Raw genomic sequence first — 13,394 nt, 5'->3', positions numbered from 1 at the left:
CGAATTCATTATTCGCCATGTCTTGCGATCGTATCCTCAATACTGTAATTCGCTCCCATCTCCAGAAGTGTTTCAGAAGATGCTTCACTATTCTTGGAAACGATCAGCTGATCAATTTCATCCGTCGTCCACGCATAGACTCCATCGTCGTGCAAATATTTCATGTAATTAGCAAATTCTTCTCCGGATTTGCAAACGATAAAGTTCACCGGCACCTCTACTTTTTCCATCGGGTTTCCTTCCAATGCGTTATAAAGCAATACGAACGGGAATACAATGTCGACATACTGTCCGCCGATTGCGCATACTGTTTCACCGCTGTCCAGGCTTCCCTGACAATTCTCGGACAAGTCGCAGAAGGCAATCTTTACCTGTCCCTCTCTGCCTGCAGATTTAATCGGCTCCGAACAATATTCAATACCAAGGAGAGTAATTGCAATACCGTCAATGGTATCATCTGCTGCCAGAAAATCTTCAACAGCTTTTGTAAATTCCAGGCCTCTGTACTCTCCGGCCTTCTGTACTTCCGGATGATCTTCAAACGCCTGCATCATACCTTCCCAACGTCTGTCATGACAAGTGATTCCAGGTTCATAACCAATTGCCGCTATATTAGTGCAGCCAGCATCAATCAAACTCGTGATGATCTCATATCCGGCATCGAAATCTGCTTCATAAGAGCTGCCCACAAAATACTCACTGGCAAATACCTGGTCACGAATGCTTTCATCAATCTGCGACCAGCCTACCCCTAGATACACGCCGTTCTGCTCGCAGGTTTTCAATCCCTGAAGAACCGCCGTACCAGAGAAGTTAGTGGTAATAATCGCGTCTACACCCTGCGCGCAGAGGTTCTCAATTGCAGAAAGGTAAGTCTCATCCGCGAAATTTTCAATAATGTAATAATTAAATCTTACACCATAGGCTTTTCCGAGATAATCGGAATACTCTTTGTATTTCGCGCAAAGAAAATCCGTAGTAGTATGGATTACAACACCGATGGTGTATTTCCCATTTTCATCACCGCATACTTCCCCTGCTCCTGCCTGATCCGACCATACCTCACTGGTCGTCTCGTCTGCCGCAGCAGGATCTTCTGCAGATCCCTCTGCCGCTCCTGCAGTATCTGTACCAGCGGTACCCGACGCTGTATCCGTATTCCCGCACCCAAAAAGCGCAAACACCATGGAAAAAGCCAACAATAATGCCACTGCCTTTTTCATTCTTCTTATCCTCCTTATTTTAAGATTCCATCCTGGTTCTTGACATAAGTCAAAAATACCAGAAGCAACAGAACAAGTCCCTGGATGCCTTCTATCACCCGCTCGTTCACTCCAAGAATTATCAATCCATTACGCAGCAGTATGACGGAAAAACTTCCAACCAGCGCGCCGATCATTTTGACACGCGAGCCGCCGGAAAGGGGAACCCCGCCAAGTACAAGCGCCGTGATAACATTCATCTCTAACCCCTGACCCGTGGAAGTACTGACGCTTCCCGCTCTGGCCATCAGAATGAATCCTGCAATTCCTACTGTAATACCGCTGATTACATATGCGAGCATCCTGGTCCGTTGCACATTGACTCCCGCTTGCTGCGCAGCTACCGCACTTCCGCCGATCGCTTTGTTCTCTTTTCCGATCCGAGTCTTTTCGAATAAAAGATAACAAATCACATAGACACCCAACAGCATACACAGTTTGAATATTTGGTTGTCGTAGTTATACAGGTACACCGGAATACTATATTTCTGCGATGCACATACTGTATTTAAAATACCACGGCACATGTACATAATACATAATGATGTGATAAATGGAGACACTTTTAAATATACCGACACGACCCCGTTCAGGACAAACCATACCAGGGCTGCGGCAATATTGCTTAAAAACACTACAAAAACCGGCACACCAGTATTCGCAACCAATATAGATATCAAAACGCTGAATCCAATAACTCCGCCATAAGACAGATCCATTCCGCCATGAGAATATACAAACACGGCTCCGAACGCCATAATTGCCACATATACGGTTTGATTCAATATGCTGTTCAGATTTCCTTTTGTTAAGAGTTTCCCATCACCCAGGATCTGAAAAATTAAAATCATTAAAATGATCCCAAGGAAGGGAACAATTTTTCGAAGCACATCCGTCACATGGGTCATAGACGTCTGTTTCATTCTTTCCATACTTTCATGCCCCTTTCCTTTCCTAGACCATTTCCTGAATCAAAGCTGCTTCACTAAGGCTCTCTGACCGTTCAAAAGATTTCTGAACTCTCCCATCCTTCATGATCAGAATACGATCACTCATTCCAATCAGTTCCGGCAATTCTTCCGAGATCATAATGATGGATCGGCCTTCTTTTTTCAGCTGATACATCAACTGATACATAAATGCTTTTACTCCAATGTCGATACCCCTTGTAGGACAATCCAAAATAAGAATCTCCGACTCGTTTCCCAGCCACTTGCCGAATACGACCTTCTGTTTATTTCCGCCGCTTAAATCCCTCACATCCTGAGTAATTTCTCTGCATTTGATACTCATTTTTTCAACCTGTTTGTTTGTGAAATCTCTCTCGGCCTTTTTTGTTATTAATCCCGCTTTCGATAATTTTGAAAGCGATGGCAGAACGGTATTGTCAAGAATACTGGCAGAAAGAATCAGCGCCTCCTGATCCCGATTCTTAGATACATACCCCATCCTGTTTTTGATCGCCTGCTTTTCGGATTTTATTCTTTCTCCATTTTGCAAAACTACCTGTCCATATAAAAGTTGTGTATTTCCAAAAAGCGCTTTCCCCAGTTCATGCATTCCGCAGTCCGTAAGGCCTCCGATCCCAAGGATTTCTCCCTTATGCAGCTCCAGAGATACTCCTTTTACGCTTTCACCCACATGGATATCCGTTCCTTTCAAAACGATTTCATCGCTGCAGCTTCCATCATAATCACTGCGGTAATAATCTCCTGTCAGCTTGCGTCCTACCATTAATTCTTTAATCCGGTCTTCCTGGAATTCTTCTTTCTGAAGTTCCGCAATATAGACTCCATCCCGAAGTACTATCATTTTGCTGCAGATCTCCATCAATTCTTCCAGGTCATGGGAGATAAACAAAACCGTTTTATTTTCTGCTTTCAGCTTACGAATTATCTGATAGATCAGGTTACGCCCTTTTTGTGATAACGCAGTCGTCGTTTCATCTACAATAAAGATTCTGGGATCAGAATACAGCGCCCTGACAACTTCCACCAACTTGCGTTCTTCCAGGCTGTATCTGGTAATCGGATCTTCAGGATTGATATTTTCAATCCCAATATTTTCCATTGCGTGTTTGGCTTCTTCATACATTTTTTTACGGTTTACAACTCCTTTTTTGACAAAAAGTTGTTCTTTCCCTAAAAAAATGTTATCCGCCACTCGAATGCCCGGTAAGGTTCCCATCTCCTGAGCGATCATACTGATTCCATGTTTCTGTGCATCCATAGGATTAGCTGGCAGATATGTTTCTCCGTCCAACTCCATCGTCCCCTTAGTAGCAGGATACACGCCGGAGATGATGGAGGACAGCGTAGACTTTCCGGAACCATTCTCACCAATCAGGCCTATGATCTCGCCCTGTTCGATATCTACAGACACATCTTTCAACGCGTGGGTCTGGCCAAAGTCTTTGGATATATTTAATACTTTTAATACAGTTTTTCCTTTCATGGTTTCCTCCGTGTCCGTTTCGCATCAAGACCCGAGAATCACCACATTCCAGGATAATTTAGGCAGAACCACATGGTTCGCACCAGATGCTTCCAGCTCTTTCATCGTCACCCGGTCCGGATCCTCTATCGTATTGCGGGCCTCATAATTTTCTCCATTCAATACAAGATGCTTCTTTACTTTCTTATCTCCATATCCCTGTAAGTCAATTTCAAATTCCACATCTTCTTCCTGATCACAGTTCAAAACGAAGATACGCACCTCATCTGATTCCTCGTTATACACTACAGCCGGTTCCACAATATTTAACTCTCCGAAGTCACAGGAATATTTTGGAGCATCCACAACTGCTTTCATCGCTGTTCCATGTCCATACTTGCTGAGCATATGGAAAGGATGATATATCGCCTGTTTAAAAAGCCCTCCATTCCGGATGGTGGTAATCGGCGCGATCACATTGATCAGCTGTGCCAGGCATGCAATTTCTACGATATCCGCATTGTTTAGAAGTGTAATTCCCAATCCTCCAACGACAATCGCGTCCAGCAGACTATACTTCTCCTGGAGAATAGCCGGAGCAATCTCCCACTTCTCTGCAGATGTCATCTCAAATGTCGTAAGTCCCTGCAGGTCGTCCAGGGAATCTAATTTGATATCCTGGAAATTCCAGACATTCCATTCGTCCAGACAGATTTTCAAATCTTTGTCGAAATGGTTTTTTGCTTTCACGTATTCGATCACACGACCGCTGTTCTTAATGTGAGAATCCAGTTGTTTATATGCAGCCACAAAATTCGTCGTTCCCTGCCCGGAGTTCATCGTATAATTATGTGTGGAAAGGTAATCTACCTGGTCATACAATTCCGTAAGCATGGTTCTGTCCCATTCCATATAAGTGGGAAGCATCTCATAACTGCTGCCGCAGGCTACCAGTTTAATGGACGGATCCACCCATTTCATAATCTTTGCTGCTTCAAGCGCTTTTTTCGTATAGTCTTCTGCAGACAAATGTCCTGCCTGCCAGCTTCCTTCCATCTCGTTTCCTAGACACCAGTATTTAATATTATACGGTTCCGGACTTCCGTTTTTCGCTCTCAGATCGCTCCAGTAAGTCCCTCCCGGATGGTTGCAGTACTCTACTAAATCGCCCGCATCTTTGATGGATCCGGTTCCAAGATTTACCGCAATCATAGGTTCCACACCGACTTTTTTCGCCCATCTGCAAAATTCATCAATTCCGAACTCATTTGTTTCTATGCTGGCCCAGGCATAATCCATTCTTTTCGGTCGTTTTTCTTTGGGACCTATGCCATCATGCCAGTCGTAGCAAGACACAAAATTTCCGCCTGGATACCGAATTACAGGCACTCCCAGCTCTTTTACCAATTCTATTACGTCTTTTCGATACCCATCCTCGTCAGCATCAGGATGACCGGGCTCATAAATGCCGGAATAAATGCTTCTTCCCAAATGTTCTGTAAAAGAAGAATACATCTTGTCGTCAATTTTCCCGATCGCATAATGCTTGTCGCTAAAACAAACTGCCTTTTTCACAAGGTTCCCTCCTTAATTCTTATTTGACTTTTGATGCCAATATTTTATCTTTCCTGCTCCTGAATCTCCATACGATCTTTTTTCCAGATTGTATAGTATTTTTAAGTTTTTTCGGAGTCACGGAAAAATGTATAAAATTTTATGGTCTGATTATTCCAAAAAAAGGATTCCCGGCTTTGAACCAAGGAATCCTTTTCACTTATGATCTAAAATTCATTACTAGGGAACCGACTAAAACTCATAAACCTCTTCCGGCTCCGTAAACGAAGAAATCGTCGCGCGGGCATTTGTGAAGTAGAGCACGCAGTTATTTCCATCGCCTGCCTTATACATTCCGCCAAGGCTCGGGTACGCGCTCAGCACGGCCTCCTCCGCCTCGATCCTCTTGTCCTCTGCCAATGTTCCCGAGAGGCGGATCCATTTTCCTCCATGCATACAGCAAAGTTCCACCTTCTGGTTCACGAACTGCTTGTAACATTTTTTTCTGCGGCCCGTCTGAATATAGAGCTTGTCTTCAAAAATATGAATCACTCCGAACGGACGTACGCGGGGCTGATCCCCTTCTGCGGAAGCAATATAGTAAGTGCCCGCCTGTTTAATAAAATCATGTACCGTTTCCATTGCCTGTCTCTGTTCTGTTGTCATTTTTATATCCCCCTTCCATTCTCTGCAGACTTCAGCGAACTTTTTCATAAAAAATTGTAGCACACTTTCAGATAGTTGTGAATTATATTATTGACACATATGCTGCTGTTACACTATAGTCAAAACAGAGTATCATTGAGATATCGAAACCGTTTTCTATAGTCTTGCCCACGGAGGTTTATATACATGAAACCGGACATTATTCCTGCCTATGATTCTTTACAGGAGATCGGGCAGCTGTTCACGGAATATACGGATTATCTGGCGGAAGAAAATCCATCTGTAAAAGCATATCTTCAGATCCAGGATTATGAAAAAGAGCTGTCCCATCTGGGCGAAAAATATGGTCCTCCTTACGGCCGGCTGTACCTTGCCTGTCTCGGGGACCGTCCTGCCGGCTGCATCGGACTGCGAAAGCTGGATGCGCAGACCGGAGAGATGAAACGGCTCTATGTACGTCCTGAATTCCGGGGGCACCGCATCGGCGGACAGCTGATCGAAAAAGTGATCGGAGACACGCGGGATATCGGTTATACCGTTCTCCTGTTGGATACACTCCCTTTCCTGCAGAATGCGATCAGTCTGTACCGGCAGTACGGTTTTTATGAAATCCCGCGCTACAATGACAGTCCGCTGGACTCTTCGATTTACATGAGGTTGGATTTATGAACCGGCAATTTATCCAGACCGTCTCCATCCACTGGGACGAGATCTCAGAACATTCTTATCTGAAACAGATTCCCGCCCTTCATTCCATTGAGGAACTGACGTTTGAAAATCCGATTACCTTTTTCGCCGGCGAAAACGGTTCCGGAAAATCTACTCTTCTGGAAGCCATCGCAGTGGCGTATGGCTTTAATGCGGAGGGCGGAACCAGAAACTACCGGTTCAGTACTTATGACGACGTCTCGGAACTGAGCCGCGCGGTTCGGATGAAAAAAGGATTCCGCCGTCCGCACTCCGGCTATTTTTTCCGCGCAGAAAGCTTTTTCAATGTCGCTACCAAAGCGGAAGAATACAGAGACGGCGATGACAAATCCGCCTATTACTCCCGTTTCGGAGGCAAATCCTTGCACGAGCAGTCCCACGGAGAAAGTTTCCTGTCCTATTTCCAGTCCTTTGACCAGGAAGGGCTTTTTCTCATGGACGAGCCGGAGGCGGCGCTGTCTCCGCAACGGCAGCTCACCCTGTTTATCCAGATGGCAAAGATGGCGGAGCGTGGTTCACAGTTCATTGTCGCTACCCATTCGCCCATCCTGCTGGGGATTCCGGACGCGCAGATCCTGACTTTTGACGACGGGGCAGTCCGGCCCTGCCGCTACGAAGATACGGAAAGCTATCAGATCACGGAACTGTTTATCAACAACCGGGAAATTTTAGTCCAAAGATTACTGGAGGAAGACAACGAATGATTTTATCTACAGAACGCCTGTATTTAAGGGAAATGGAGCCCTCTAATTTTGAAGCGCTGTGCGCTATGCTCCAGGATAAAGAAGTGATGTACGCTTATGAGCATGCTTTCAGTGATGAAGAAGCATGGGACTGGCTGAACCGCCAGATTTCACGCTATCAGTCGGATGGCTTCGGTCTCTGGGGCATGATTCAGAAAACCACCGGCCAACTGATCGGCCAGTGCGGACTGACCTGGCAGGATTTCAACGGAAAGCAGGTTCTGGAAGTAGGATACCTCCTGCGAAAAGACTGCTGGCGCCGGGGCTATGCCACAGAGGCGGCAATCGCCTGCAAAGAATACGCATTTGACGTACTCCATGCAGGCGAAGTTTATTCCATTATCCGTGATACCAATACCGCATCCCAGAATGTTGCCAGGAGAAACAGTATGAAAATCGTCGGACAGTTGGTAAAACATTATTATCATATGGACATGCCGCATCTGGTGTTCTGCGCTGTCAATCCGCATTGCTCGCCGCAATCTTCACACGGCTCCACAGATCCCCGATGATTTTTTTGGTTTCTTCATTATACACGAAAACCTCGTCATTGGGGTTGTCTGTCCGCGGGATATAAGCGTTAATTCCTTCATAGTCGCCGCCTTCTCCGGACAGAACCTCCATCACTTCCTGATTTGCAGAAGTATAGCCCACATAGCTGGAATTATCATACGCACCGTCATAGTCACTGGCATAATTGATGAACGCATGTGCCAGTTCCACATTCCGGGCATTTTTCGGAATCACCATGGCGTCCGACCACAGGTTGGTCCCGGTTTCCGGCATATAGTAACCCATGTTCTCGTTTTCCGCCATGACGTAGGTGGCGTCTCCGGAGTAGATCAGTCCCAGCGCTTTTCTTCCCTGCGCCATGTTGTCGATAATCTCGTCGGTCACAATCTCCGGTTCCATGGTCTGCACGCACTGCACAAGCCATTCATAGGCTTCCTGAAGTTCGTCCTCATTCTCCGTGTTCATGGAATACCCCAGCGCTTTCAATGCCATCATAAAGGAATCCCGTTCCGAGTCATACAGATAAATATCCCCTTTATATTTTTCGTCCAGGAAAATATTGTATCCTTCCCTTTCCAGATCCTCGATATCCACTTTCGTCTTATCGTATACGATCCCCACTGTTCCCCAGAAATATGGAATGGAGTAGTCGTTGTCCGGGTCATAGGGCAGGCCTTTCACCGCATCGGACAGTTTATCCAGGCAGTCCAGTTTACTCTTATCCAGCTTCTGCAGCAGATCTTCTTCGATCAGGCGCTGAATCATATAGTCGCTGGGAACCAGAAGGTCGTAGGATTCTCCGTTCGCCACCCGGATATACATCTGTTCATTGGAATCAAAATTGTCCATTACCACCGTAGCGCCGGTCTCCTCCTCAAAGTCACGGATGATATTTTCCCCGGTGTACTCGCCCCAGTTATAGATATGAAGCGTCTGTCCCTCATACGGGCGCTCCAGAGTACCTCTTCCAAACTGCAGGAAACCTACGGCGAGCACTGCCAGCACCGCGCCTCCGGTAACCGGAATCCAGATCCGCCGGTGTTTCACTTCCGTCTTGGCAGTCCGCTTTGCCGCGATCACCGGCGCCACATTGATGATCACAAGCACAATCGTAATGATTACGACCACCAGTGTGGAAATCGCGTTGATGCTGGGATTGACACGCTTGCTCATGGTATATACCATGATACTCAGGTTTTTCACTCCCCGTCCCGTCACAAAATAGGAAATGATAAAATCATCCACCGACATGGTAAACGCGATCAGCGCTCCGGAAACAATCCCCGGTGTGATCTGCGGGACAATCACCTTCGTCAGCGCCTGCCACGGCGTCGCGCCCAGGTCCATGGCCGCATCCGCCAGATTGGGATCCAGCGACCGGATCTTCGGCATTACAGAGAGCATCACATACGGGATACAGAACGCGATATGCGCCAGCAGCATAGTCACATACCCCTTCTCTACTCTGAAAGTGATGAACAGCAGCATAAGTCCGATGGCCGTCACGATCTCCGGATTCATCAGCGGCAGATTATTTACCTGTTCCATCACATCACGGACAATCTTTTTGGACTTGCTCAGTCCGATCGCCGAGATTGTACCCACTACCGTAGAAACCGCCGTAGCAAGGACCGCGATGCTGAACGTGGTGTACAGAGCCTCCATCATATCTCCGGACTCCAGCATATGCCGGTACCACCGCAGCGAAAATCCCGAAAAAACCGTCAGAGATTTTCCGTCATTGAAGGAAAATACAATCATATATAAGATCGGCAGATAGAAAAATGCGATCGCCAGGACCATCAGGAATTTTCCGAACGGCCGTTTTCCTCTCTTCATACGGTCACTCATCCTCCTTTCCGCCCTGGTTGCGGATCTCAATCCGATGCACTGCCATCATCAGCAGCATCATAATCACTGCCATAATCATGGAAATCGCACTTCCGAAATTCCACTCGCCTACTGTGATAAACTGATTCTCGATCATATTTCCGATCAGGAAATACTGGCCGCCTCCCAGCAGTTTCGGGATAAAGAAGGAACTCACGGCCGGCAGGAACACCAGCGTAATCCCGTTGATCACGCCCGGCAGCGACAGCGGCAGGATCACACGCTGAAAGGTCTGACGGGGATTTGCCCCCAGGTCCGCGCTGGCTTCCAGCAGAGAATGGTCCATCTTGCTGAGCGCCGTCTGAATCTGCAGGATCATGAACGGCAGGAAATTATATACCATTCCCAGCAGCACAGAGCCTTCCGTATACAGAAGCTCCATATCTCCCAGACCAAAAAGCCCGAGAAAACGCTGCACCAGTCCGCCTTCGCTCAAAAGCCCGATCCAGGCATAGGTACGCACCAGCATATTGATCCACATAGGAATCGTGATACAGAGAATCAGTATATTCTGAAGCCGTTCCGAACTGCGCGCGATAAAATATGCGATCGGATATCCCAGGAGCAGGCAGATCACCGTCGTCTTCACCGCGATCAGAATCGATCTCCAGAGGATCAGCAGGAAATCCGGATCTGTAAAAAACCGGATATAATGCCTCAGCGTAAAAGAAAAAGGTATGATGCTGTTTCCCTGATCCATAAAAGAATACACGGCGATCAGCGCCATGGGAAGCACCAGCATCAAAGCCGCCCACACAATGTACGGCAGCGCAAGCTGTGCGAATCGTTTCATCCTCCGTATACCCCCTTAGACATCACATGAATATCTTCCGGGAAGAATGTAAGTCCCACCTGCTGTCCCACTTCCGTATAGTCGGTAGTGTGAATTTTAAACTCCCGGCCGGTCGTCCAGAATGTAATCTTATAGACTCCTTCTTTCACCTGTTCCGGTTCAAAGTCATAGTCCACGCTGATATCAATACTCTGGTTTTCATCGCTCAGCTTCCAGCCCTGCGCATTGGCCCAGGTCTTCAGATCCGTATCCAGCGCCTGGGATTCGGTGATCTCATCCACTGTCTTGAAGAAGTTAAACGCCATGATGCCCTCATTGGCTTTTTCATTCTTTACAAAAGGCTGGTCCACAACGAAGATTGTCCGCTTGATCTTCGTGCCCTTGGCAGTGGAGAACACCACCGGATATTGTCCCTCCTTCTCGGACACCTCGTATTCCACCTTTGCGATGGAGATAAATTCGTCGCTCTTCGGATCCCATGCCTGGGCGTTGGACAGCGCGATGACTTCTTTTTCATCCAGCTCTCCCACGTCGTCCACATCCACATAAAAATCGTTGGCGCTGATCATTTCGTTGCCGTCTTCGCTGCTCACATCATGGTTTCGGATCACCCGCATATCCACAGTGACGCTGGTTCCCGGCACGGTCTCCACAATGATCTCATAGTGTACGCCCTTAAACAGGACGCTCAGCACCTCGCCGGTCATCTTTCCGTCCGCCACATCCACAATGTCGATGTCCTCCGGACGGATCACCACATCCACCGGCTCATTTTCTTTAAAACCAAAATCCACACAGTCAAACGTAATGTCGTCAAACCGCACTTTATAGTCTTCTACCATGACAGCAGGCAGGATATTGCTCTCACCGATGAAATTTGCCACAAACCGGTTGACCGGTTCATTATAAATATCTTCCGGCGCTCCCACCTGCTGAATCTCTCCGTTATTCATGACCACGATCTTATCAGACATGGTCAGCGCCTCTTCCTGGTCATGAGTGACAAAGATAAAGGTAATACCCACCTCCTGCTGGATCCGCTTCAATTCATACTGCATTTCCTTGCGCAGCTTCAGATCCAGCGCCGCCAGCGGCTCGTCCAGCAGCAGCACCTTCGGCTCGTTCACCAGCGCTCTTGCAATGGCGACGCGCTGCTGCTGTCCGCCGGACAACAAAGTCGTATTCTTATTCTCATATCCTTCCAGGCCGATCAGTTTCAGCATCTTCATGACCTTCTGATCGATGATATCCTTGGCCATCTTCTTGATCTTCAGGCCAAACGCGATATTCTCATACACACTGAGATGAGGGAACAGCGCATATTTCTGAAATACAGTATTCAGTTCTCTCTCATAAGGCGGTTTATTGCTGATCTCCTCGCCATCAAAGATCACTTCCCCCTCATCCGGATCCAGGAAACCTCCCAGGATACGCAGAAGAGTAGTCTTCCCGCACCCGCTGGGGCCGAGAAGCGTCACAAATTCATTCTCATAAATATCCAGATTGACCCCTTTCAGGACAATCTGGCCGTCAAAGTTCTTTACAATGTTCCGGAACTCCACCAGTTTCTTCGCCATGCCGTTCTCCTTTCACAACACTTTCTCTTATGTCAAATTTCCCTTATCCCTCTGTCACACTTTTATTTCATTCTATCTTATCCTTCATAGAATTACAACGGTGCAAGAAATCAAATCTTCCGGGATTGACAGGCTGTTTCCCGGACAGTATGCTGAAACTGTCAACAGATAAAGGGGGAAAGTATCTTGATAGAAGTATTATTTGGCGAAAGCGAAGCCGGTTCTATGAAATGTGCAAAAAGTATGAAAAGCCTGTGCAGATCAGACGGTCCCGTCTCTGTCATCGGCAATCCTCCCGCGCATATGCTGGCAAATATCCCGTTTTTCAAAACGATCTGTGGTACGCCGCCAGGATCGAGCATATGATCCGGACGGGAGAAATACGCGTTCTGGAAGACTCGCCGAAAAAATATGCGCGCGTGATCTGCAGAAGACATTGTAAGATGCTATAGCAGATTGGCAGATTGGCAAACTGCCAGCTGTCTTCCAGCCCTTGGCATCTGCGAAGCAAGGATATACCGCGGCAGACCTAGACGCTTTTTATCTTCTGAATTTGTACTTCCCTTTTCCAAGTCCGCTGATTGGTTCAATGAGGGCCGCTGTTTTCATTTTATTGATTAGATTGCCTGCTGCAGTTTGCGAAATGCCGGTCATCTCTGCGATATCTTTTCGCCCAAACGGGGTGTTGTAACCCACATGACTGAAAATGGATCGAATCTTTGCTTTTGTCGATGCAGTTATGTTCAAGCTGTCAATCGCAACGTCAATCGCAACGTCAATCGCAACGTCAATCGCAACTTGCTTTTTAGGACTCGCAGTTTGATGGTCTTTCAAGTGATAATTTAGATTAGGCAATGTAACAGTGAATTGCGTGCGGTCTGAATAGAATGTGGGTTCCATCCCAGCGCGAAAGTTTGCCGCCTGTTCATAGGCATCCCGTATTTTATTCAGGCCGCTGCCCTGCCGTTCCATGTATCCCAACCGCCCGAAAATATCAGCCAAAACAGGATTTCGGCGGGTGGAAGAGACTGTGGTAATGTCTCTGTCCTGGATCAGTGTTCCATCCGGCATCCCGCCTGGCGAATAGATCGTCAGGCGATCATCAAATATATCAATGTGAACTTCACTGCCTAAAATCAGGTAGTCACGATGTTATGCAAAGTTAATAGTTATGCAAAGTTACTGCCGAATCCATTGGTTTTATGGGAAATCCGGCAGTTTTTACTTTGCATAAATTTTAGCATCTCACAGGTTG

The 13,394-nt window shown here is 47.0% G+C and carries 12 protein-coding genes and 1 pseudogene; 4 read left to right on the top strand and 9 right to left on the bottom strand.

Features of this window, described 5'->3' with window-relative positions:
* Nucleotides 1-8: 8 nt before the first annotated feature.
* The 5 genes from B5F29_RS04540 to B5F29_RS04520 all read right to left on the bottom strand — a co-directional run bounded on the left by B5F29_RS04540 (nucleotide 9) and on the right by B5F29_RS04520 (nucleotide 5,915).
* Complete coding sequence (locus B5F29_RS04540) at nucleotides 9-1,223, bottom strand: sugar ABC transporter substrate-binding protein (protein WP_087153500.1); 1,215 nt, start codon at nucleotides 1,221-1,223, stop codon at nucleotides 9-11.
* Between the two features lie 14 nt (nucleotides 1,224-1,237).
* Nucleotides 1,238-2,194: an ABC transporter permease gene (locus B5F29_RS04535; protein WP_087153499.1), complete on the bottom strand. Its 957-nt coding sequence runs from the start codon at nucleotides 2,192-2,194 to the stop codon at nucleotides 1,238-1,240.
* Between the two features lie 22 nt (nucleotides 2,195-2,216).
* Nucleotides 2,217-3,716, bottom strand: a complete 1,500-nt coding sequence (locus tag B5F29_RS04530) for a sugar ABC transporter ATP-binding protein (protein WP_087153498.1) — start codon at nucleotides 3,714-3,716, stop codon at nucleotides 2,217-2,219.
* A gap of 24 nt (nucleotides 3,717-3,740) precedes the next feature.
* On the bottom strand, nucleotides 3,741-5,270 hold the full coding sequence (gene arfA / locus B5F29_RS04525) for an arabinosylfuranosidase ArfA (RefSeq protein ID WP_087153497.1): 1,530 nt from the start codon (nucleotides 5,268-5,270) through the stop codon (nucleotides 3,741-3,743).
* 231 nt (nucleotides 5,271-5,501) lie between these two features.
* Nucleotides 5,502-5,915 carry a pyridoxamine 5'-phosphate oxidase family protein gene (locus tag B5F29_RS04520; RefSeq protein WP_330397523.1) on the bottom strand — a complete coding sequence of 138 codons (414 nt, stop codon included), beginning with the start codon at nucleotides 5,913-5,915 and terminating at the stop codon, nucleotides 5,502-5,504.
* Nucleotides 5,916-6,101: 186 nt separating this feature from the next.
* Here B5F29_RS04520 and B5F29_RS04515 point away from each other — a divergent pair, with 186 nt between their 5' ends.
* From B5F29_RS04515 to B5F29_RS04505, 3 genes are read left to right on the top strand one after another with little or no spacing between them, the layout of a single operon-like run.
* A complete protein-coding gene (locus B5F29_RS04515; RefSeq protein ID WP_087153496.1) occupies nucleotides 6,102-6,584 on the top strand; it encodes a GNAT family N-acetyltransferase in 483 nt (160 codons plus the stop codon).
* The gene (locus B5F29_RS04510; protein WP_087153495.1) at nucleotides 6,581-7,327 is read left to right on the top strand and encodes an AAA family ATPase; all 747 of its coding nucleotides are present in this window, start codon (nucleotides 6,581-6,583) and stop codon (nucleotides 7,325-7,327) included. The genes B5F29_RS04515 and B5F29_RS04510 overlap by 4 nt, the downstream gene beginning before the upstream one ends.
* The gene (locus B5F29_RS04505; RefSeq protein WP_087153494.1) at nucleotides 7,324-7,878 is read left to right on the top strand and encodes a GNAT family N-acetyltransferase; all 555 of its coding nucleotides are present in this window, start codon (nucleotides 7,324-7,326) and stop codon (nucleotides 7,876-7,878) included. Before B5F29_RS04510 ends, B5F29_RS04505 begins: the two co-directional genes overlap by 4 nt.
* Here the strand turns inward: B5F29_RS04505 and B5F29_RS04500 are convergent.
* From B5F29_RS04500 to B5F29_RS17140, 3 genes and pseudogenes are all read right to left on the bottom strand, one after another.
* Nucleotides 7,826-9,718 carry an extracellular solute-binding protein gene (locus B5F29_RS04500; RefSeq protein ID WP_087153493.1) on the bottom strand — a complete coding sequence of 631 codons (1,893 nt, stop codon included), beginning with the start codon at nucleotides 9,716-9,718 and terminating at the stop codon, nucleotides 7,826-7,828. The genes B5F29_RS04505 and B5F29_RS04500 overlap by 53 nt on opposite strands.
* A gap of 4 nt (nucleotides 9,719-9,722) precedes the next feature.
* Nucleotides 9,723-10,562, bottom strand: a complete 840-nt coding sequence (locus B5F29_RS04495) for an ABC transporter permease (protein ID WP_087153492.1) — start codon at nucleotides 10,560-10,562, stop codon at nucleotides 9,723-9,725.
* A gap of 569 nt (nucleotides 10,563-11,131) precedes the next feature.
* A pseudogene (locus B5F29_RS17140) lies at nucleotides 11,132-12,139 on the bottom strand (ABC transporter ATP-binding protein); the annotation flags it as partial.
* A gap of 186 nt (nucleotides 12,140-12,325) precedes the next feature.
* On the opposite strand from B5F29_RS17140, the gene B5F29_RS16250 reads away from it, so the two are divergent.
* Nucleotides 12,326-12,505 carry a hypothetical protein gene (locus tag B5F29_RS16250; protein ID WP_143449120.1) on the top strand — a complete coding sequence of 60 codons (180 nt, stop codon included), beginning with the start codon at nucleotides 12,326-12,328 and terminating at the stop codon, nucleotides 12,503-12,505.
* Nucleotides 12,506-12,679: 174 nt separating this feature from the next.
* Here the strand turns inward: B5F29_RS16250 and B5F29_RS04480 are convergent, their stop codons facing one another.
* Nucleotides 12,680-13,210 (bottom strand): ATP-binding protein, encoded by a 531-nt coding sequence (locus B5F29_RS04480; RefSeq protein WP_242955576.1) that lies wholly within the window; start codon nucleotides 13,208-13,210, stop codon nucleotides 12,680-12,682.
* Between the last annotated feature and the right edge of the window lie 184 nt (nucleotides 13,211-13,394).

Origin of the sequence: Lachnoclostridium sp. An196, from assembly GCF_002160135.1 — a bacterium.
GTDB lineage: Bacteria > Bacillota > Clostridia > Lachnospirales > Lachnospiraceae > Hominiventricola > Hominiventricola avistercoris.
Note: the sequence above shows the minus strand (reverse complement) of the source record. Positions and strands in the feature narration are given on the sequence as shown.

Coding starts and splice junctions, on each gene's coding strand:
- B5F29_RS04540 (WP_087153500.1), bottom strand. CDS start 1,223: ATGAAAAAGGCAGTGGCATTATTGTTGGCTTTTTCCATGGTGTTTGCG.
- B5F29_RS04535 (WP_087153499.1), bottom strand. CDS start 2,194: ATGGAAAGAATGAAACAGACGTCTATGACCCATGTGACGGATGTGCTT.
- B5F29_RS04530 (WP_087153498.1), bottom strand. CDS start 3,716: ATGAAAGGAAAAACTGTATTAAAAGTATTAAATATATCCAAAGACTTT.
- B5F29_RS04520 (WP_330397523.1), bottom strand. CDS start 5,915: ATGACAACAGAACAGAGACAGGCAATGGAAACGGTACATGATTTTATT.
- B5F29_RS04515 (WP_087153496.1), top strand. CDS start 6,102: ATGAAACCGGACATTATTCCTGCCTATGATTCTTTACAGGAGATCGGG.
- B5F29_RS04510 (WP_087153495.1), top strand. CDS start 6,581: ATGAACCGGCAATTTATCCAGACCGTCTCCATCCACTGGGACGAGATC.
- B5F29_RS04505 (WP_087153494.1), top strand. CDS start 7,324: ATGATTTTATCTACAGAACGCCTGTATTTAAGGGAAATGGAGCCCTCT.
- B5F29_RS04500 (WP_087153493.1), bottom strand. CDS start 9,718: ATGAAGAGAGGAAAACGGCCGTTCGGAAAATTCCTGATGGTCCTGGCG.
- B5F29_RS04495 (WP_087153492.1), bottom strand. CDS start 10,562: ATGAAACGATTCGCACAGCTTGCGCTGCCGTACATTGTGTGGGCGGCT.
- B5F29_RS04480 (WP_242955576.1), bottom strand. CDS start 13,210: ATGCCGGATGGAACACTGATCCAGGACAGAGACATTACCACAGTCTCT.